14 protein-coding genes and 3 tRNA genes are annotated in these 19,939 nt (G+C 63.2%); 5 read left to right on the forward strand and 12 right to left on the reverse strand.

Features of this window, described 5'->3' with window-relative positions:
- Window positions 1-23: 23 nt before the first annotated feature.
- From AB5Y59_RS07655 to AB5Y59_RS07680, 6 genes are all read right to left on the reverse strand, one after another.
- Entirely contained in the window at window positions 24-1,319 is a 1,296-nt protein-coding gene (locus AB5Y59_RS07655; protein ID WP_261999583.1) for a DUF1254 domain-containing protein, read from the reverse strand.
- A gap of 13 nt (window positions 1,320-1,332) precedes the next feature.
- Window positions 1,333-2,736 (reverse strand): DUF1254 domain-containing protein, encoded by a 1,404-nt coding sequence (locus AB5Y59_RS07660; protein ID WP_368211750.1) that lies wholly within the window; start codon window positions 2,734-2,736, stop codon window positions 1,333-1,335.
- A gap of 125 nt (window positions 2,737-2,861) precedes the next feature.
- Window positions 2,862-5,036 carry a catalase/peroxidase HPI gene (gene katG, locus AB5Y59_RS07665; protein ID WP_202043576.1) on the reverse strand — a complete coding sequence of 725 codons (2,175 nt, stop codon included), beginning with the start codon at window positions 5,034-5,036 and terminating at the stop codon, window positions 2,862-2,864.
- A gap of 521 nt (window positions 5,037-5,557) precedes the next feature.
- A tRNA-His gene (locus AB5Y59_RS07670) sits at window positions 5,558-5,633 on the reverse strand.
- A gap of 46 nt (window positions 5,634-5,679) precedes the next feature.
- Window positions 5,680-5,756 (reverse strand) — tRNA-Arg (locus tag AB5Y59_RS07675).
- A gap of 36 nt (window positions 5,757-5,792) precedes the next feature.
- Window positions 5,793-5,869, reverse strand: a tRNA-Pro gene (locus AB5Y59_RS07680).
- Between the two features lie 203 nt (window positions 5,870-6,072).
- Between AB5Y59_RS07680 and folD the strand changes: the two genes are divergently transcribed.
- Window positions 6,073-6,930 carry a bifunctional methylenetetrahydrofolate dehydrogenase/methenyltetrahydrofolate cyclohydrolase FolD gene (folD, locus tag AB5Y59_RS07685; protein WP_010674955.1) on the forward strand — a complete coding sequence of 286 codons (858 nt, stop codon included), beginning with the start codon at window positions 6,073-6,075 and terminating at the stop codon, window positions 6,928-6,930.
- Window positions 6,931-7,014: 84 nt separating this feature from the next.
- On the opposite strand, the gene AB5Y59_RS07690 is transcribed toward folD, so the two are convergent.
- The 3 genes from AB5Y59_RS07690 to AB5Y59_RS07700 all read right to left on the reverse strand — a co-directional run bounded on the left by AB5Y59_RS07690 (window position 7,015) and on the right by AB5Y59_RS07700 (window position 10,280).
- Complete coding sequence (locus AB5Y59_RS07690) at window positions 7,015-8,178, reverse strand: PLP-dependent aspartate aminotransferase family protein (RefSeq protein WP_042863960.1); 1,164 nt, start codon at window positions 8,176-8,178, stop codon at window positions 7,015-7,017.
- A 93-nt stretch (window positions 8,179-8,271) separates the two neighbouring features.
- Window positions 8,272-9,294, reverse strand: a complete 1,023-nt coding sequence (locus AB5Y59_RS07695; RefSeq protein WP_045524490.1) for an isopenicillin N synthase family oxygenase — start codon at window positions 9,292-9,294, stop codon at window positions 8,272-8,274.
- 347 nt (window positions 9,295-9,641) lie between these two features.
- Entirely contained in the window at window positions 9,642-10,280 is a 639-nt protein-coding gene (locus tag AB5Y59_RS07700) for an NAD(P)-dependent oxidoreductase (protein ID WP_368211752.1), read from the reverse strand.
- A 100-nt stretch (window positions 10,281-10,380) separates the two neighbouring features.
- On the opposite strand from AB5Y59_RS07700, the gene AB5Y59_RS07705 reads away from it, so the two are divergent.
- Both AB5Y59_RS07705 and AB5Y59_RS07710 read left to right on the forward strand, forming a co-directional pair.
- Entirely contained in the window at window positions 10,381-11,280 is a 900-nt protein-coding gene (locus AB5Y59_RS07705) for a LysR family transcriptional regulator (RefSeq protein ID WP_319860033.1), read from the forward strand.
- A 116-nt stretch (window positions 11,281-11,396) separates the two neighbouring features.
- A complete protein-coding gene (locus AB5Y59_RS07710; RefSeq protein WP_368211753.1) occupies window positions 11,397-12,296 on the forward strand; it encodes a helix-turn-helix domain-containing protein in 900 nt (299 codons plus the stop codon).
- Here the strand turns inward: AB5Y59_RS07710 and AB5Y59_RS07715 are convergent.
- Window positions 12,293-13,861: an EAL domain-containing protein gene (locus tag AB5Y59_RS07715; protein ID WP_368211755.1), complete on the reverse strand. Its 1,569-nt coding sequence runs from the start codon at window positions 13,859-13,861 to the stop codon at window positions 12,293-12,295. The genes AB5Y59_RS07710 and AB5Y59_RS07715 overlap by 4 nt on opposite strands.
- Window positions 13,851-15,374, reverse strand: a complete 1,524-nt coding sequence (locus AB5Y59_RS07720; RefSeq protein ID WP_368211757.1) for a diguanylate cyclase — start codon at window positions 15,372-15,374, stop codon at window positions 13,851-13,853. Before AB5Y59_RS07720 ends, AB5Y59_RS07715 begins: the two co-directional genes overlap by 11 nt.
- A 425-nt stretch (window positions 15,375-15,799) precedes the next feature.
- Here AB5Y59_RS07720 and AB5Y59_RS07725 point away from each other — a divergent pair, with 425 nt between their 5' ends.
- Window positions 15,800-17,944, forward strand: a complete 2,145-nt coding sequence (locus tag AB5Y59_RS07725; protein WP_368211758.1) for a TonB-dependent siderophore receptor — start codon at window positions 15,800-15,802, stop codon at window positions 17,942-17,944.
- Between the two features lie 62 nt (window positions 17,945-18,006).
- Window positions 18,007-18,795, forward strand: a complete 789-nt coding sequence (locus AB5Y59_RS07730; RefSeq protein ID WP_368211760.1) for a siderophore ferric iron reductase — start codon at window positions 18,007-18,009, stop codon at window positions 18,793-18,795.
- A gap of 73 nt (window positions 18,796-18,868) precedes the next feature.
- Here AB5Y59_RS07730 and AB5Y59_RS07735 read toward each other — a convergent pair whose 3' ends face one another.
- Window positions 18,869-19,804, reverse strand: coding sequence for a LysR substrate-binding domain-containing protein (locus AB5Y59_RS07735; protein ID WP_139737983.1), 936 nt, complete (start codon window positions 19,802-19,804; stop codon window positions 18,869-18,871).
- Window positions 19,805-19,939 lie beyond the last annotated feature (135 nt).

The following is a 19,939-nucleotide window of genomic DNA, read 5'->3' on the forward strand; positions in this document are numbered from 1 at the left end:
AGCCCATGTGCCTTATTTCACCGCTATTTCACTACTTCCAGCACCGGCATCGGGTACTTGCCTTCGCGAATGGCTTTGTTCGGCCCATACAGCCGCATGATGATGTAGGCATCCTTCTCCGGAATGGGCAGCCAGTTCGGGTTACTGGCATCCCCCTTGGCACTGAGCTCTATGGTGTACATACCATCCGGGCCCGGCTTGAGGGTGCGATCCCCACGGCTGTGGCGGTTGATGGTGTTATGGGCCATCAGCTTGTTATCCGTGCCGTAGACGGTGAAGGACCAGAACTGACTGACCTCGGGCGCCTTGAAATGCATGCGGTATTGCTTGCCGTTGGCGCCGTTGATGCTCTGGCCATCGGATCCCTTGAGTGCCTGTAGATAGACGGACTCTTCCGGCGGTAGTCCCCATTGTCCGATCAGGGTGCCTTCGGCGAACAGATCGCGCTTCTGGTTTTGAAGCTCAGCCCGGGTGCCGAGCAGCCCTTCCGAGCTGGTCATCTTGGGCAGGAGCGCGTTGAGATAGGCCAAGCCCTGTTTCTCGCCTTGCTTCGCCGCGGCCATTTGCGCCGCGCTCAGCTTGGTGTTGCAGGGCGCGAGGCCCGTCTCCTTGTACTGCGCCAGCCAGTGCTTGTCGGCGGTGCCCATGTCCCCCTGACACAGCACGAAGTTGACCCGCTGCAACCAGTTGGTGCTCGCCGGATCCGGCCACTGGTGCTCGGTGGCTTTGGGCCCAGGCTGGCCGAGATAGGCCGACAGGGTGCGCACGTTCCAGTCATCCATGTAGCCAAGGGCGACCTTCTCGTCGTCCTTGCTGGTGGCCATGATGCGGCCCATCACTTTGAGGATGTCGGAGTCGACGCGGATCACCTCGGTGACGCTGGCCGGCGTCTCGCCTTTCCAGCTACGGGAGGCAAACATGAAGTGACCCCCCTTGGTGCCGTGGGTGCGGGAGCCGATCATCGAGGTGGTGTAATGGCCCATGTCCATGGTGTGCAGGATCCAGTAACGGCCCTTGTCCATGTCCGGCACGCTGACGATCACCGGCTCCGCACTGAGATCCAACCAGCCTTGCAGGTGCAGGGTATCGTTGTTGATGCCCGGGTGTTCGGTATCGTCCGCCAGGTGGCGAATGTTCTGGAAGCGGTTTCGCGGGGTGTCGGTCTTGATCGCCGTTCCATAGAAGAACTTGTAGGCTTCCTCCATGGAATAGCCGTAGATATGGGCATCCTGTGCCATCTTGTCAGTGATTTGTGCCATGAAGGCGTGGTAGCGATACATGATGCTGCCGCAAGGGATGACTTTCTCATGGTGCTCCACGCCTGTTCATCGTTTACACCCGCTCGAAATCCGCCAGCTTGAAGGTCTTGTGGTTCAACTCGTCGGTCGGGCCATAGAAGCGCATGGCCGGCAGCGGGCGTTTGCCACTGGTCGGGATCCAGTTGTTTTTCTTGCCTGGCGGGGCGGTCGGGCCCACGTAAAGGGTGACGCCGCCGTCCGGGTTCTTGGCCATCTTGTCGAGATCGTAGGAGGAGAGGGTGGTGCGGTCGCTGTCGCTGTAGATGAAGGACATGGTATCGCGGTTGTAGACGGTCAATGCCCAGAACTGCTTGACCGGCATCTTGGCCGGGATGGTGAGCTTGTACAGTTGTCCTGCCTCCAGCAGCCTGCCCTCGCTATCAGCAAGCGACATCAGGTATTGGGTGGCGGGGGTATCGTTCAGCACCTTGGGCATATAGGTACACCAGAAGTACTCGGCGGCGCGATTGATGAGGTCGATGCGATCCTCGTAAGTGAAGGTGAAGGTCTTGTTGTCATCGCTCTGCAAGAGGGAGGCGTAGTGCCTGTCAGGCCAGTAGCGTTTCTCCTTCGGGAAATTGTCATACCAATGCTGCATGTAGAACCAGGCATCGATGGCCGCCTGGCGCATCGCCTTGCGGGTTTTCTCATCCGGGTTGAATGAGGTGCCGCGACCTATGCCAAGGGAGGTGAGCATCCCCATCATCACCTTGTCCTGCTCGCGCATGGGTTCGACGCTGGCCACTGCATGCAGATCCGCGAAGTGACGCTCGTCGTAGTAGGGCAGGGTCGGGTAGCGCTTGTTGCCCGGATCGACGAAGCGCTGGGTCGGCGGATTGCTCGCCTCGGAGAGAGAGTACATGCGCAGGCGCTTGGAGTAGTGATAGGCATCGTTCGTCGACTTGCCGGGCGCCGGCACAGAGCGAAAGGCAAACGCCACGCGATAATTCGGGGAAGGAACATGCAGATAGCCGGCCGGGATCGTCTCGCTGTAGCCGGGGGGCGTCAGCAAAAACGTGCCGCCCTTGCCTTGGTCGAGCCCCGCCGGGCCCACATCCGCGATGGTGAATTGCCAGGCATCGACAATCTGCCCATACAGGCTGCCATCCGGGCCCGCAGCGGGCACTTCCAGCACGGTGGGGCCGTGTTGCAAGTCGGTGAAGGCCGTGATGTAGGGGGGGGGGCTGTTGGCCGTGATGGCCTCGAGATGCGGGGTGGCAGGCTTGGAATAGGCGATGATGTCGTTGTCTTTGAGACCCAGATTGTCGAAGGCGGCGCGCCGGAAGCTGTAAATAGCGACCGTCGGCATGTTCCACAAGACAGCCTCGAAGGCCCGCTGGTACTTGAGCTGGTACTCAAAATCTTCGACCGAGCTGACGGATCCCGCTGGCGTCAGGCCCTGCTGGGGTATTTCCTGGTTTCCCGGGGCTGGGGGCATTGGCCATCTCCCCTTGCGGGTTGGTCGATGGCAGCACTCAAAGGGGAGGGATGGGACTCCCCTTTAGCATCGATAAAAAAGCCCGGTAGTGATACCGGGCTTGGTGGTCGAGCAGTGCTTTAGCCTCAGGCGAGGTCGAAGCGATCCAGATTCATCACCTTGGTCCAGGCCGCCACGAAGTCCTTCACGAACTTCTCCTTGGCATCCGCACTGGCGTAGACCTCCGCCAGGGCGCGCAGCTGGGAGTTGGAACCGAACACCAGATCGACCCGGGTTCCGGTCCACTTCACCTTGCCGCTCTGGCGATCACGGCCTTCATAGACTCCCTGGCTGCCCGCCTCCGGCTTCCACTCCGTGCCCATGTCGAGCAGGTTGACGAAGAAGTCGTTGGAGAGGGTACCCGGGGCGGCGGTAAAGACCCCGTGGCAGTTGCCCGCGTTGGTGCCGAGCACCCGCATGCCGCCCACCAGTACCGTCATCTCGGGGGCACTCAGGGTGAGCAGCTGCGCCTTGTCGATCAGCATGGTCTCCGCGAAGCCCGCACACTCGCCCGCGTAGTTGCGAAATCCATCTGCGAGGGGCTCGAGCACGGCAAAGGAGTCGACGTCCGTCTGCGCCTGGGAGGCGTCCATGCGACCTGGAGTGAAGGGCACGGTCACGGCGACACCGGCTCTCTTCGCGGCCTGCTCGACCCCCACGCCGCCCGCCAGCACGATGAGATCGGCGAGGGAGACCCGCTTGCCGCCGGTGGCGGAAGCGTTGAAGGTCTGCTGTATCCCGTCGAGGGCCTGAAGCACTTTCGCAAGCTGGGCAGGCTGGTTCACGGCCCACTCCTTTTGCGGTGCCAGGCGGATGCGGGCACCGTTGGCGCCACCGCGTTTGTCAGAGCCACGGAAGGTGGACGCGGAGGCCCAGGCGGTCGACACCAGCTCGGCTACGGACAGGGAGGCCGCCAGGATCTTCTCCTTGAGCAGGGCCACGTCCTTGTCATCGATCAGGGGATGATTGACGGCGGGGATGGGGTCTTGCCAGATCAGCTCCTCTTTGGGTACCTCCGGCCCCAGGTAGCGGGCGATGGGGCCCATGTCACGGTGGGTCAGCTTGAACCAGGCGCGGGCGAAGGCATCGGCGAAGGCCTGCGGATCCTCGTAGAAGTGGCGGGAGATCTTGCCAAACTCGGGGTCAAAGCGCAGGGTCAGGTCGGTAGTGAGCATGGTCGGCTTGTGGAACTTGCCCGGGATGTGCGCATCGGGAATGATCTCCGGGGCATCCTTGGCCACCCACTGCTTGGCGCCGGCTGGCGACTTGGTCAGCTCCCACTCGTAGTTGAACAGGTTTTCAAAGAAGTTGTTGCTCCACAGGGCCGGTGTCTTGGTCCAGATCACTTCGAGCCCGCTCGAGACGGTATCCTTGCCATGGCCGCTGCCGTAGTCGCTCATCCAGCCGAGGCCCTGGGCCTCCAGAGGCGCGGCTTCCGGCTCTGGCCCCTTGTGGGATTCGGGCGCGGCGCCGTGGGCCTTGCCGAAGGTGTGGCCGCCGGCGATAAGGGCGACCGTCTCTTCATCGTTCATGGCCATGCGACCGAAGGTGGAACGGATGTCCTTGGCAGCCTCCATGTAGTCACCGCTGGCGTTGGGCCCTTCCGGGTTGACGTAGATGAGGCCCATGTGGGTGGCCCCGAAGGGGGCCGTAAGCTCGCGATCGCCCTTGACCCGATCGGGATCGACCCCGAGCCAGGCAATTTCATCCCCCCAGTTGACGTCCTGATCCGGCTCCCACACGTCGGGCCGCCCACCGCCAAAGCCGAAGGTGCGAAAACCCATGGTCTCCAGGGCGACGTTGCCGGCGAGGATCAGCAGATCGGCCCAGGAGATCTTGTTGCCGTATTTCTGCTTGATGGGCCAGAGCAGGCGACGGGACTTGTCGATGTTGACGTTGTCAGGCCAGCTGTTGAGGGGGGCGAAGCGCTGTTGGCCACGGCCGCCGCCACCGCGACCGTCGGTGGTGCGATAGGTGCCCGCAGCATGCCAGGTCATGCGGATGAACTGGGGGCCGTAGTGACCGAAGTCCGCCGGCCACCACTCCTGGGAATCCGTCATCAGCTTGACCAGATCTTTCTTGAGTGCCTTGTAATCCAGGCTGGCGAAGGCCTTGGCGTAGTCAAAGTCCTTGTCCATGGGATCGGCGCCGGGGGAATGCTGATGCAGCAGATCCAGCCGCAACTGGTTCGGCCACCAATCTCGATTGGTTCTGCCGACGCCGGCGGTGTGGTTGAAGGGGCATTTGCTTTCTTCACTCATCTCTGTCTCTCCTTGGCAGTCATGTGCAATGCAGACAACTCAGTATGGGAACTTTTCCTGCAACCGGCGGGGCATGTGACAGGTTGGGCCTTGGACCGGCATCGGGGGGTTATCAATAACTCCTTATATTTCAGCTAATTGATTAAGGATGGGATGACCGTATTACGAAAAGATGAATCGGTGCCATCGAATTTGGCTGCTCCTGGACAAGGGATAAGAGAAGGAAGGAGCGCCCTGGCAGCCGTGTTATCAATCTTTTTATCCATAACACGAGGGATCAGACCTGGACTTGCGCTGGGTCATGGCATGAGGAGGGCTTGTCTTGAGCGGGGCAGAAAACCCCATTTTTGTGACGGCGGTCCGGATTGCGTCCTGAGCAGGACGCCGAGCGCCAGAGGATGGGGTGGGGGCGTTGCGCCAAAAAGCGGACGGCGCAGAAACAAAAAGACCGGCCAGTGGCCGGTCCAAACAGACAGCGTGCTGCTGTCTCATCAGGCTGATCCCAGCCTGGAGGGGAATAATGGGGTGGCTGATGGGGCTCGAACCCACGACAACCGGAATCACAATCCGGGACTCTACCAACTGAGCTACAGCCACCACTGAAATCTGCCTTCGATACAGCAATCAAACTCATCAGTATCGATGGCGCGCCCTGCAGGATTCGAACCTGCGACCCACGGCTTAGAAGGCCGTTGCTCTATCCGACTGAGCTAAGGGCGCGTTGTATCAAGAAATCCGGGGATTTCCCGATGAACCTGGTCGGTGATAAAGGATTCGAACCTTTGACCCTCTGGTCCCAAACCAGATGCGCTACCGGGCTGCGCTAATCACCGAAAATTCGCCATCCAGCATACCTTCGGCGGCACCACTGGGCAACGGGCGGGCATCATACCCAAGCGCCAAAGTCAGCGTCAACGACTTTTTCCACCAGTAAATTCAAGTGCCTACTTATTGCCCTCCCTGCGAGAGCCGCTAACACCCGCGCCAAAAAAATGCGACAATGCGCCGCAGTTGAACACATGGTGAGTGAAGAACGATGTCTGCCAAAATCATTGATGGAAAACAGGTTGCGCAAACGATTCGCAATCAGGTCGCAGCGCAAGTCCAACAGCGGTTGGCGCAGGGGAAACGGGCACCGGGTCTGGCGGTGATCCTGGTGGGGCTGGATCCGGCCTCCCAAGTCTATGTGGGCAGCAAACGTCGCGCTTGTGAAGAGGTGGGATTTGTCTCCCGCTCTTATGACCTCAGCGCCACGGCGACACAAGCGGAGCTGCTGTCCCTGATCGACCAGCTCAACGAGGATCCGGAAGTGGACGGCATCCTGGTGCAGTTGCCCTTGCCGGCTCACTGCGATACCACCCAGGTGCTGGAGCGCATTCGTCCTGACAAGGACGTTGATGGCTTCCATCCCTACAACGTGGGTCGTCTGGCCCAGCGCATCCCGGCGCTGCGACCCTGCACCCCCAAGGGGATCATGACCCTGATCGAGACCACAGGCGTCAAGACCCATGGTCTGCATGCGGTGGTGGTCGGGGCTTCCAACATCGTGGGGCGTCCCATGACGCTGGAGCTGCTGCTGGCCGGTTGCACCACCACCACCTGTCACCGCTTCACCCAGGATCTGGAGACCCAGGTGCGCCGGGCCGACTTGCTGGTCGTGGCGGTGGGCAAGCCCAACTTCATTCCGGGGGAGTGGGTCAAACCCGGTGCCCTGGTGATCGACGTGGGCATCAACCGCCTTGCGGACGGCTCCCTGGTGGGAGATGTGGAGTATGAGACCGCGCGTAATCACGCCGCCTTCATCACGCCGGTACCGGGGGGAGTAGGCCCCATGACGGTCGCCAGCCTGATGGAGAACACCCTGAGCGCCTGCCAGGATTACCACGACGCCTGATGAGGGCGCCGGGCAGAAAAGAGAAAGGGAAGGCATTGCCTTCCCTTTTTTTATTGCGTCATTCGCCCGGATCGCTACTGGATATCAGAGGAGGGCCAGGGCAGCGGCCAGATCGGCAATCAGATCGTCGGCGTCTTCCACCCCGATGCTGAAGCGGATGAGATCGTCATTGACTCCGGCGGCGAGGCGGCTCGCCTCGTCCATGGCGGCGTGGGTGGTGCTGGCCGGATGGCAGGCCAGGCTCTCGAGATCGCCGAGGCTCACCGCCTGCACGAAGAGTTGCAGGTTGTCGAGCAGGGTGGCGCAGCGCTCAAACCCGCCTTCCAGCTCGATGCTCACCATGCCGCCAAAGCCGCTGGCGAAGGCGCCGAGGGCATCGTGGCCCGGATGGCTGGCAAGGCCCGGGTAGATCACCTTCTTCACCGCCGGGTGGGCATCCAGGAACTCGGCCACCTTCTGGGCGTTGTGCAGGTGGGCATCCATGCGCAGGGGAAGGGTCTTGACCCCCCGTTGCAGCAGGTAGGCCTCCTGCGGGCCGATGGGAGAGCCGATGTGCTTGAGGGCCACGGTGCGAATCGACTTCATCAGCTCATGACGACCCGCCACCACCCCGGCGATGATGTCGCCGTGACCGCCCAGATACTTGGTGCCGCTGTGCATGACGATGTCGATGCCAAGCTCGAGCGGGCGCAGCAGATAGGGGGTGAGGAAGGTGTTGTCACACACCGTGATGGCACCCACCTTGCGGGCCGCCTCCACCACCACCCGCGGATCCACCACCTTGAGGGTGGGATTGGTCAGGGTTTCAAAGAGTACCACCTTGGTGGCGGGGCGGATGTTGGCCAGCAGCGCCTGATCGCTCTCGTAGGCTGTGATCTTGATGCCGGCGCGACTGAAGGTCTGCTTGAGGAAGGCATCGGTGCCGCCGTAGAGGGGGCCGATATAGGCCACTTCATCACCGCTGTCGGCCAGGGCATACATGATGGCACTCACCGCCGCCATGCCGCTGGCCACCACCAGTGCCTCATCTGCACCTTCGAGGGCTGCCAGCTTTTGCTCCAGTTCGGCAGTGGTGGGGTTGCCAAAGCGGCTGTAGATGAAGCCGGGCGCCTGACCGGCGAAGCGCTCCTTGCCCGCCTGGGCGTTGAAGTAGCTGAAGGTGCTGCTCTGGTAGAGCGGGGTGGTGAGGGCGCCGGTCTGGGGATCGATCCGCTGGCCGCTGTGCACGCTCATGGTCTTGAATTTCATTTTTGTACTCCGTCATTGCCAGGCTGTTGCCCGACTGCTTGTGTTATCCGGGGCGCCGTCGCGCCCCTTTTCTAATGTGGTGTGGCGGCGTTGTCAGGCTAGCGCTGGCTCGCGCTGCGGCTCGCCTGCATAGTGGCGGGCCGCCACATCCGGGTGGGAGCGCAGCCTCCCCTTGAGCACGTTCTCCCCCACCTGATAAAAGAGCGGGTTGGCGGGATCGCTCTGGGGCCCTTCGGCCAGCGCCGCCAGCTCGGGGGAGAGGCTAAGCAGTGGCACAGTCGCATCCAGCCTTGCCGCCATGAAGAAGGCGCAGGAGAGGCGCGATACCCCGGGAGGCGGGCTCACCACCCGGTGCAGGGTGGCCTTGAGGTAGCCGTCGGACGCGAGCTCCAGCAGCTCGCCGATGTTGACCACCAGGGCGCCCGGCAGGGGGGGCGCGGGGATCCAGCCATCTGCCGTCTCCACCTCGAGCCCGGAGTGATCGTCCTGCATCACCAGGGTCAGGTAGCCGGGATCCTTATGGGCACCCACCCCCTGACCACTGCTGCCTTCCGGTTGTCCGGGGTAGTGAATGAGCTTCATGTGCTGGTAGGGGGCACCGCGAATGCTCTCATCAAATACTCCGGCGGGCTGCCCCAGCACCTCTGCGAAGGCATCCAGCAGGGTGAGGGTGATGTCGCTCAGTCGATCCTGCCATGCCAGCAGCCGTGTTTTCATCTCGGGCAGGGCGGCGGGCCACTGATTGGGGCCGATGAGGCGCTGCCAGGGTTCACGAATATGCGCCACAGGCAGGGCCTGGGCCTCATTCATGATATCGAACTGCTCCCGCAGATCCGGCCGTGCCCGGGTGAGCTCTGCCCCCACCTGGTTGTAGCCGCGAAAGTGCGGGGAGTGAACCATCTGCACCGCCAGTTTTTCTTCAAGTGGCAGGGCGAAGAAGCGGGCGGCGAGCGCCAGGGTCTCCTGGCGCGCCGATTCGCTCAGATCATGGCCCACCAGATAGAAAAAGCCCACTTCGCGGGCGGCCTGGCCGAGCTGCGCCAGCATCTGGCTGCGTGCAGCCGGGGTGCCTTTGAGGGCGGCGAGATCGATGATCGGCAATGATGGGGTGGTCATGGGCATCTCCTCACTTTCCGTGAACGGGGTCTGCGTGCCCCGGCGTGCGGGGTGTTGCGAAACCGGGGCGCACTCTTCTTGAGTGGGGCCGTTTGGGTTGAGGGTGATGCTACTGTTCGAGGTTATAAGGTGGAAGCAACAAAATATTCTTAGTTATATACAAAATTCGAAATGGAATTCGGACTTGAGCGAATGGAGCGAGCATCGGGCGGCTCCGGCGGCGATCGGCCGTACCGGGTTAGAGCGACATTGGCGTGACGGGATAGACGCGGGAGAGAAAAGGCGGAGGGAGGCATCCGCCACCCTCCGTGTGACTGTCATAGGAAGGGTTGCTGGCGCGCCTTTCCTCAATAACCCAGGGTGAAACGCTGGCGCAGGTGAGCCGGTGCTTGCGCCTCGTTCAGCACCCCGTCCGCCAGATCGCTGACCGTGATCCCGGCGGGCTGCTCGCCGCTGAACAGTACCTGATCCGTGCCAAGGCGGTAACCGCCGCGCTTCTCGCCGGGTTCGAGGAACACCGGTGGGGAGACGAAACGCCAGTCGAGGGTGGTTTCCCGGCGAAGGGCGATGAGACCGTCCCGGGCCGCGAGGGCCCCTTGCTTCCACTCTGCCGGGAACTCCGGGGTGTCCACCAGCTGCACGCCCGGGGCGATTTCCAGACTGCCGGCACCGCCGACCACCAGCAACCAGCTCCCGGCGTCGTTGGCGGCGGCCACGATAGCGCTGGCCCCCTTGAGGTACTGATCGTAGATGTCCGGGGCACTCCAGCCCGGGTTGTAGGCACTGATCACCCGATCGTGCCCCTTGAGCACCCTGGCCAGTGCCTGGCTGTCCTGGGCGTCCACCGCCACGGCGGTGACTTGCGGGTGAGCGGCGACCTTGCTCACGTCACGCACGATGGCGGTGACCTGATGACCGCGGCTGACGGCCTCCTGGAGGATGGCTGAACCGACAAAACCGCTGGCACCGATGAGGGCAATCTTCATGGGAATTCTCCTTCACTGTGGGAATGGGGCTATCCTACGCCCCCGAGTGTGATTTAATAATCCACTTAAAATTGCATTCACTTATAAGCAGGGCTTCATAATGGATCAGCTCAGACGCTACGCCATCTTCGCCGCCGTGGTGGAGGCGGGCAGCATGACCGGCGCCGCCAAGGCCCTCGGCATGACCCCGTCTGCCGTCAGCCAGCATATCAGTCAACTGGAGAGCCAGCTCGGCCTGCCCCTGCTGCACCGCTCCACCCGCCGCCTCAGCCTGACCGAGGCGGGGGAAGTGGTGTGGCAGGGTTGCCAGTCGTTGCAGCAGACCCTGAACGACACCGAGCTGCGCCTCTCGGAGGTGCGCGACAGCCTGCTCGGAGAAGTGCGGATCACCGCGCCGGTGGGGATGGCGGGCCAGCCCCTGGCGCGGGCGCTCTCGCCGCTGCTGCAGGCGCACCCGGGCCTGGGCATCCAGATCATTGCCGACGACGAGAAGCGGGATCTCATCAAGGATCGCATCGACGTGGCGCTGCGGGTCGGCACGCTTGAAGATTCCACCCTGGTGGCGCGCAGACTGGGTCAGACCCGGATGCTGCTGTGTGCCTCGCCCGCCTATCTGGCACGCAAGGGCACGCCGCGCAGCCCGGCGGATCTGCTGGCCCACGACTGGTTGGCCTCGGACATGCTGGGGGGTGGGATACTGCTGTTGGACGAGAAGGGGGAGACCCACAAGATCAAGCCCAAGCCCAGGGTGCTGTGCAACAACGTCTTGCCCCTGCGCCAGTTCACCCTGGCAGGGCAGGGGATTTCGCTGCAACCGGAAGGTGAAATAGAAGAAGATCTCGCCACCGGTCGGTTGCTCGTGCTGCTGCCGGGCTTTTTGGCCCCTCCCATGGAGATCCATGCCATCACCCCCCAGCGGGAGATCCCGGAGAAGGTGCGGCGGGTGATCAGCGCCCTTCGCAGCCACTTTGCCGAGCATGGCCAGAGCCGTCTACCCTGAGCGAGGCGGGATGAATAGCCAGGCGGTGCGCCGGCCTTGCGGTCGGCGCGACACCCCTGTTTAATGTGGCCCTCCCGGGCCAGAGCGCCCTCTGCTGGCGTGGTCTCAAGCGCATCATGACACCGACTTCTCCCCACCCACTCCGTGAGCCGGCACCCGAGGCGCGCGCCCACCTCACCCGCATCGAGCGAGTGCTCGACTACATCCATGCCAATCTGGATCAGCCGCTCTCACTGGAGGCGCTGGCCCGGCAGAGCTGCTGGTCCCGCTGGCAGTTGCAACGGGTATTCCTGCATGAGACGGGCCAGACGGTGGCTCACTATGTGCGCGAGCTGAAGCTGAGCATGGCGGCGGAGGCGCTGCTCTCCACCCGGCTGCGGGTGCTGGATGTGGCGCTGGATCACGGGTTTGGCTCCGAAGTGAGTTTCAGCCGTGCCTTCAAACAGCAATTTGACTGCTCGCCGCTGGCGTATCGCAAGCGGGGCCTGCGGCTGGGGCTGCGCACGCCCCTGGTGCGGGCGGCGGTCCCCCGCTCTGCCTCTCCCAACCTGGTGCAGGTGCGCATAGAGAGCCTGCCGGCGTTCACCTTGCAGGGAGTCAGTGGCACGATCCGGGGGTTGTTCGATGCCTCACCGGATTTTCAGCAGACGGTGCCCGCCATCTGGCGAGCGCTGCGCGAGACGGGGGGGCTGGACCTGTCGAGGGAATGGCTGGGGGTGGTGGATGTGTCGGGGGCAGGGGAGCGGCTGCCTTACTGGGCCGGAGTGGCCACGACGGCGCCTACGCCCCCCGGCCTGTCGAGTCTCAACGTGCCGGCTCAGGAGTATGCCGTGCTCACCCACAAAGGACCCATTGCCCAGCTGGGGGAGAGCCTGCACTGGTTCATCCTGCACTGGCTGCCGGAGTCGGCATACCGGGGGCTGGACGGTTTCGAGCTGGAGCGCTATGCCCCCGGCTTTGACGGCCAGCAGCCCGACGCCACCATGGAGTACTGGCTGCCCGTCGCTCCCCGTTAGGGAAGGAGGCTCACCCCGGCATGGAGCCGCGATGGCTCCGGGCGTGTGGCGCTGGCCAGGAGATCAGTGAACTGGGCCGGTGGCAGCGGCTTGGCGAAGTAGAAGCCCTGCAGGTAGTCGATGCCATAGTGGCGTGCCATCTCGACCTGTTCCTGGGTCTCCACCCCCTCGGCGACCAGAGCCAGCCCCATGCGATGGGCGAGATCCAGGATGTTTTCGACGATATGGCGGGAGGGGCCTTCCTCTTTCATTCCCTTGATAAAGCTGCGATCGATTTTGATGATGTCCACATGGAACATCTGCAGATAGCAGAGGCTGGAGTGGCCGGTGCCAAAGTCATCGATGGCGATGAGCACGCCCAGCTCGTCCAGGGCATCGAAGATGGCGCGGGTCTGCTCGTCCGCATCCACCATCTCCCGCTCCGTCACCTCGAGCACCAGACGCAGATCCTGACCCGGGAAGGCGCGAAGAAAGTCGCGGCACTCGGCGACGATGTCCTGGTTTTTGAAGTGCTGGGCGCAGACATTGACGGCGACGTGAAAGCCGGGGGGCAGCCTGTTGGCCACCCCGACCAGATAATCCCGGGTCTGGGCCATCAACTGGCGGGTCATCGGTACTATGTAGCCGCACTCCTCCGCGAGGGGAATGAAGTGGTTGGGGGCAATCATCCCTTGTGTGGGATGACGCCAGCGCATCAGCACTTCACAACCGCGCAGGCGCCCCTGTTTGTCCATCACAGGTTGCAGATAAGGGATGAACTCCCGGGCCGCCATGGCTCTGGCGAGCTCGCTGCGGGGGGAGCCGCTGCGCCCCCTCAGATAGAAGGTGAGCAGCCCCAGCAACAGCGCCAGCACAGGGGCGGCAAGCAGGTTCTCCTGGTTGTACGCCCAGGCAAACGCCAGCACTTCCTTGTAACCGTTGAGCGCCACCAGGCGATAGGGATGAGCGGTGGGCTCGCTTTGTTGCAGACGCTGTCCCCCTTCCAGCAGGCGGGCTGCGGGCAGGGTCCTGCCGTGGCCATCGAGGGCCTGGTCCCCGAGGAGGAAGAAGAGGTTGTCCTCTCCCATCACGGCCTGCAAGGCGCCGAAGATGTGGAAGCCGTCCAGCTCCACCAGCAGGGTGCGATCGCCGGATGGCTGACGGTAGAGGATGGCGGTCTGCCCGGTGATGGGGCTGTGTCTGGCGAGGATCAGCGTCTGGTTGCCCGCCGGGCCACGGGGAATATCCCGGGTGAGGATGGGCCTGTGCAGGGTGGTACAGCGCAGTTGCTGCCCCTCCAGCACATAGAGTGCCCGCGCATAGGGGGAGGCGGTGATGAGGTCGCGCAGGGCCAGTTGCTCATCCTGGCAGCGGCCCATGGCGAGGGGGCGGGCGGCCTCGACCAGGGACTGACTGTCGTTGATGGCACTCTCTATCATGGCCCGGGCATGGTTCAGGCTGCGCGCGTTGTCCTTGCGAAGGCCGCTGGCCGCCTGCAGGAGGTTGAGGGCGGTGAGGCCGACCAGCAAGAGGAGCCCGAGCACGATGGCCAGACGCAGACGCGGTGCCAGGGGATCAGTCGGCATGGTGCACCCGATTCTTGCCGGCATCCTTGGCCTGATAGAGCGCCTGATCGACCCGCGCCAGCAGTTGCTCGGCGGACTCCTGTCGCCACAGTCCCAGCCCGGCAGAGAAGGTCACCACCAGTTCCGGTTCGCGCCATGGCCGCTGTGCCACCTGGGTGCGCCACTGCTCGAGCATCGTCAGTGCTCTGGTGCTGTCATCCCCGGGAATGATGATGGCCAGCTCCTCGCCGCCGTAGCGGTAGAGGGTGGCCTCCTGGCCTGCAATCTGCCGCCCTTCCCGGGCCACCGCCCGCAGGACCTCGTCACCGACCGGGTGGCCGTGGGTGTCATTGATGGATTTGAAGTTGTCCAGATCGATCAACCCCAGGCAGAAAGGGCGGCCGGCGATCAGCTGGTCGTCGAGTGCCTTGTCAAAGCAGCGGCGATTGAACAGACCCGTCAGGGCATCCGTGTTGGACGCCTCCACGGCTTCCAGCATCTGGCGATGGCCGCTCTGGATCTCCTGGCGCAACTGATCCCCCGGTTTGCCTTGGTGGATGCGTCCGGCGCGCATCAGGGCGATGATCTCGAAAATCATCTTGCTGAGCACATGACGCAAGGACCACCAGCAGAGCAGGCAGATCAGCATGCAGCCCACCAGGGTGATCTGGAGCTGGTGGGACTCGCTGCTGCTTACCTCCTTGAACCTGGCATCGCTGACGGCATAGATGACGAACCAGTCCGGGTTGGAGAAGGAGTGGTAGTAGAGGTGGGTCTGGCGCTTTGCATCGAAGAGGTGGTCGGCGCCGTTGGTCATCTGCTCGATGAGCCGGCGGTCCACGCGATGGCGAAACAGGTTCCCCACATCCGAATGCAGCAGGATGTCGCCCGCCCGATCGACCAGGTAGAACTCCCCCTTGAGAGGGCTCATGAGCTGACGCAGGGGATAGCTCATCTGCTCGAGATCCACGTTCATGGCCAGGGTGCCGAGGAAGAACCCCTCCTTGTCGAGCAGGGGGCGGGAGACGGAGACGCTGCGGCTCTTGTCATCGAATTGGCTGGTGTAGTGGTCGGTGTAGTGCACGAAGAGGGTTCGCACGGCGGCCGCGAGAAACCAGGGGCGCTCCCTGGCATCAACGTGCTCCCCGACCGGCAGATGGGGGATGGAGTTGAACCGCCCCTGCGGATCGGCGAGCAGGATGCTCTTCACATAGGGGGTGAGCGCCAACGTTTGCATCAGGGAGAGACCAAGGGGCGTGTTGCCCTCATTGAGGAAGGCATCCAGGCCTGATTCATCGATGACACTGCCCGTTTCGTTGAGGACATGCTCCAGTGATTTGAACTGTGGCTCGATGGACTGGGTCGCCATGTTGTGCACGAACATGGCCGCCACCTTGTGGTACTTGCGCTCGGCAGAGGTCCGGATGCTGACACTGACGGCCATCAGGGCGATGAGCAGGGTCAGGATGATGACTCCGAAGGTGACGTTGAGCTGGGTATCGCAGTGCAGGTTTTGGTAGGCGGTCTCATGCATAGGCGTGTGCTGATGGCTTCAGATTGTCTCAATCAGGGCTGATAAAAGGGTGGGCATGCTATCGCCTCATTTATCAATAGCGATTGACCAGGATCAACAAGGGGAGGGCACACACGACCATACTTGTCAGATGAGTGTGAATATGGTGGTGAAAATGCCGCCATGTTCTGAATATGTGATGGTTACTTGCCGATTGACGATGCAAGTGAAGGCGGTGTCCTTCATCAGGCGGCCATGATGAGCCCTCCCTGAGAGCCTCGACGGCGTTGCCATGTTGCCTCCGATAACAGATGGCGTGCCTGCCACCCTCGCTTTCCCCGCTTCCCGCCAACATGCCCCAAATTGTTAATATCGGGGCAAAATAGAACAATAAAATGCAAATGATATTTGTTACTATTCACATGCAGTAAGTAATCGAGGATCAGATGCAGCTTGTTCACCCCTCTTTGACCCTGGTCGCCGTGACCATCTCCACCCTGCTTGCAGGCTCTGTACAGGCCGCCGCGCCCGAAAGCCAGGATACGGCCACCGCCGACGAGACCCTGACCGTGCTCGGCCAGACCTATCGCAATACCGCGACCAAGACCCGGCTCGACCCCATCGAGACGCCCCAGGCCATCTCGGTGGTGGATGGGGAGACCCTGTCGCTGCGCGGTGTCAGCTCGGTGAGCGAGGCGTTGCGCTACGTGCCCGGCGTCAACACCGAGCTGCGGGGCGGGGCGGTCAACCGGCTGGATCTGTTCAACATCCGTGGCTTTGACAACTACCAGAACTTCTATGACGGCCTGCTGCTCCAGTACAACGACTGGAACCTGCAACCCCAGATCGATCCGGTGGCCATCGAGCAGTTGGAGGTGTTCAAGGGGCCGACATCGGTGCTCTATGGCAGCATGCCCCCCGGCGGCATGGTCAACCTCATCGCCAAACGCCCCCAGCGGGAGAGCAAGCACAACGTGAGCGTGGCGACCGGCACGGGCACCCTCAAGGAGATGACCCTCGACAGCACCGGTGCCATCAACGAGCAGCTCGCCTATCGGCTGGTGGGACTGGCCCGGGAGAAGGATGGCCAGGCAGTGACCTCGAAGGAGGAGCGCTACGTCTTTGCGCCGTCCCTGGACTGGCAGCTCGGCGAGCGCACCCTGCTGAACCTCAACCTTTACTACCAGAAGGATCCCGAGGCCGGCATCTACACCACTGTGCCCGCCAGCGGCTCGGCCAAGTCCAACCCCCTGGGGCAGCTTGGCAGCGACACCTTCCTTGGTGACGAGAACTGGAACGAGTACAACCGGGATGTGACCCTGCTGGGCTACAAGCTGAGCCACGACTTCAACGAGCGCTGGCAGGTGCTGCAAAATGCCCGCTACATGGATGCGTCCGCCTATCAGCGCAACACCTACAACGCGGCCCTGGCGGCGGACAACCGCACCCTGGCCCGCAACGCCTATCTCACCGATGAAGACTCCCGGGGCGTTGTCATCGACAACCAGCTGGCGGGCAAGGTGCAGACGGGCTCTGCCCAGCACAACCTGCTGCTCGGGGTCGATTACCAGTACCTGGATGCCCATATCCTCTACCGGGATACCCTCGACTACTCGGCGCCCAGCATCGACATTTTCAACCCGAACCATAGCCAGATAGTCCCAGAGGTACTCACTTTCAACTACCAGGATAAAAAGGTGATCCGTCAGTCCCAGACCGGCGTCTATCTGCAGGATCAGGTGCGCCTCGATCGGCTGGTGGCCATCGGCGGCGCCCGCTACGACCGCTACCGGATGGACACCGACAGCCGGACCCTCTATCAGGGGGCGGACAGCCAGTCCCTGGCCCACATCGATCAGGACAACCTCTCCTTCCGCGTCGGCGCCCTCTATGAGCTGGATGGCGGCTTCTCCCCCTATGCGAGCTATGCCGAGAGTTTCGAGCCGGTGCCGGGGGCGGACAAGCAGGGCCAGGCGTTCAAACCGGCGACCGGTCATCAGTGGGAAGGGGGCGTCAAGTTCCTCTCCGACGACATGAGCAAGACGGCGACCCTGTCGGCGTTCCACATCACCAAGAAGAATGCCCTGGTGACGGATCCGGACAATGTCTACGGGCCCAAGCTGCAGACCGGGGAGACGGTTTCCAGGGGCATCGAGCTGGAGGGGAGAGCCGATCTCACCAGCCAGCTGGATCTGGCCCTCAACTACACCCTGATGGACATGGAGATCACGCGCGATACCACCACGTTGCAGGGCAAGACGCCGGTCTGGGTCCCCAGACAGATGGCGTCGCTGTGGAGCAACTACTACCCCGGCGGCAACCTCGAGGGGATGCGAGTGGGCGCCGGCCTGCGCTACGTGGGGGAGGCCGAGATGGATGCCGCCAACACCGACAAGGTACCGGACTACCTCCTGATGGACATGTCCGCCTCCTACGATCTCGCCGCCCTCAGCGCAAGCCTGAAGGGGGTAGGGGTATCGCTTGGCGCCAGCAACCTGTTCAACAAGACCTACTACTCCTGCTACGACCAGAACAACTGCTGGTTCGGGGCCGAGCGAAGCGTGGAGGCGCGACTCAAATACGCATTCTGACCTTGCGCCCCGGCACGTGCCCGGGGCCCTTTCAACGAATGGGCGAGGAGAGGGCGCGCGGTGTGCCGCGCGGCCTTGGCCGGGAGAAAGCGGACGCGGAACGCGCCCTCATCTCGGATCACCAGGCCCTGTTCGCGGCGGCGGCCAGCCTGATCCCGTCCCTCAAGGGGAACCTGGTGGCGGCCGGTGACGTGCGCCCGCCACTGACGGATGCCACCGGGGCGACGTCGGCCGCGGTGGCCGCAGCCCTCCATGCGCACTGGCAGCAGGCACACCCGGAGGCGGGGCCCGCCTACTGGCTCACCCGCAGTTGGGGCATGCTCTGCTGGCAATCCATCTATCTCGCCATGGTGGCCGTCTATCGCCATCAGGCCGTGCCTGCCCTCGACAGGCTGGGACAGGGGCATGAGGCCGGCGTGGTGTCGGGCTTTACCCTGCCGGCCGAGCCCATGATCAGAGGGGAGGTCGGCGTGTTGATCAAGACGGCCGGGGAGCGACTCCAGGCGCACTGGCAGGGGCAGTTCACCCTCCTTGGGACGGCGCAGCGGCTGCGCCCCGGTTTCGTGCGCCCGCTCCTGGCGGACGATCTGCTGGCGGCCCTGGTGCGGGTACCCGATTTCTTCGGGGAAGTGAGTCGGGAGGAGGTGAGGGCCCATGCCCCCCTCTGGCTTGAATCCTGTGGTCTGCCGTCGGCACATCTGACGGGTTGGCGCGAGGCGGGCCTGCCCCGGAATGAAGCCTTCCCGGGCTATGTGCGCCAGCGCTGCTGCCTGCACTACAAGCGCCGGGATGGGGAACTTTGTGGCAACTGCCCGCGAAGGCTGGGTGGGGCGAGGGGTGACGAGTGCTGATGCCCGACTCTTCGTCGGCGCGGGCAACCCGTGGTGAAAGCCGCCTGATCCTGGCGGCTTTTTTGTGCCCGGCTTACTGGGCCGCCATCCGGGTGCGAATGCGCTCGAACAGGCTCTGCAGGCAGGCCTGATCTTTGTCGGCGGCGCGCACGGCGCCATACATGTGGCGGCGAATGCCCTCCCCGAGAGGGCGCGCCTCAAGCAGGCCCTGGCGCACGAACTCCTCGCTGGCCCAGCGGGGCAGGGCGGCGAGCCCGAGCCCGGCGGCGGCCATCTGCAGCATGACCGAGGTGTTGTCCACCGGTTTGCAACGGGCGGGCTCCACCCCGGCGGGTTGCAGGAAACGGCTGAACACGTCCATGCGCGCCCGCTCCACCGGGTAGACCAGCAGCACCTCCGGTCGCAGATCGTCCGGTGCGATGCGCCGCTGCTGGCAGAGGTGGTGATCCGGCGCCATCACCAGGGTGAGATCGAAGGCGAACAGCGGCTCGAAATGAAGATCTCCGCGGGCCTGCACATCCGAGGTGAGCAGCAGGTCGAGCTGGCCGCCAAGCAGGGCACTGATGGCATCGAAACCCGGCACCGACTCCACCTCCAGATCCACGCCAGGCCACTGGCGGCGAAAGTCCGGCAACAGCGGGAGCAGCCACTGGATGCAGCTGTGGCAATCGAGGGCCAGATGCAGCCTGCCCGCCTCGCCGCTGTGCAGGGCGACCAGCTGGCGCTCGGTCTGGGCCAGGACGGGCAGCACCTGACGGGCCAGGGCCAGCAGATGCTGGCCTGCCGCCGTCAGCACCAGAGGGCGGCTTTTTCGAAGAAACAGCTCCAGATTGAGGCGGGTCTCCAGCTCCTTGAGCTGGTGGGAGAGGGCGGACTGGGTGAGGTTGAGGGTGAGTGCGGCCCCGGCCAGGGACCCTTGCTCGGCAAGGGCGCTGATGGTCTTCAGGTGTTTGAGATCGATGCCCAGATTGCTGCTCTGAGGGGGGCTGGATGGGGTGGGCGCGACCATGGCACTGCTCCTTTGTGCGTCAGTTGAGAAATTCTTGAGAGCCAGTTGAAGAGGATTCAATAGCCAAGGTCACCTTATCTTGTCATTTTGGATGTGTAAACATCTGGATGGCCAAACAATCCAGATCCTCATCAG

This window comes from Aeromonas sp. s10 (genome assembly GCF_040907975.1).
Lineage (GTDB): Bacteria > Pseudomonadota > Gammaproteobacteria > Enterobacterales > Aeromonadaceae > Aeromonas > Aeromonas caviae.

Bases quoted from the DNA above. Each gene is read 5' to 3' on its own strand.
- AB5Y59_RS07660 (WP_368211750.1), bottom strand. From the start codon at position 2,736: ATGCCCCCAGCCCCGGGAAACCAGGAAATACCCCAGCAGGGCCTGACG.
- katG (WP_202043576.1), bottom strand. From the start codon at position 5,036: ATGAGTGAAGAAAGCAAATGCCCCTTCAACCACACCGCCGGCGTCGGC.
- folD (WP_010674955.1), top strand. From the start codon at position 6,073: ATGTCTGCCAAAATCATTGATGGAAAACAGGTTGCGCAAACGATTCGC.
- AB5Y59_RS07690 (WP_042863960.1), bottom strand. From the start codon at position 8,178: ATGAAATTCAAGACCATGAGCGTGCACAGCGGCCAGCGGATCGATCCC.
- AB5Y59_RS07695 (WP_045524490.1), bottom strand. From the start codon at position 9,294: ATGACCACCCCATCATTGCCGATCATCGATCTCGCCGCCCTCAAAGGC.
- AB5Y59_RS07700 (WP_368211752.1), bottom strand. From the start codon at position 10,280: ATGAAGATTGCCCTCATCGGTGCCAGCGGTTTTGTCGGTTCAGCCATC.
- AB5Y59_RS07705 (WP_319860033.1), top strand. From the start codon at position 10,381: ATGGATCAGCTCAGACGCTACGCCATCTTCGCCGCCGTGGTGGAGGCG.
- AB5Y59_RS07710 (WP_368211753.1), top strand. From the start codon at position 11,397: ATGACACCGACTTCTCCCCACCCACTCCGTGAGCCGGCACCCGAGGCG.
- AB5Y59_RS07715 (WP_368211755.1), bottom strand. From the start codon at position 13,861: ATGCCGACTGATCCCCTGGCACCGCGTCTGCGTCTGGCCATCGTGCTC.
- AB5Y59_RS07720 (WP_368211757.1), bottom strand. From the start codon at position 15,374: ATGCATGAGACCGCCTACCAAAACCTGCACTGCGATACCCAGCTCAAC.
- AB5Y59_RS07725 (WP_368211758.1), top strand. From the start codon at position 15,800: ATGCAGCTTGTTCACCCCTCTTTGACCCTGGTCGCCGTGACCATCTCC.
- AB5Y59_RS07735 (WP_139737983.1), bottom strand. From the start codon at position 19,804: ATGGTCGCGCCCACCCCATCCAGCCCCCCTCAGAGCAGCAATCTGGGC.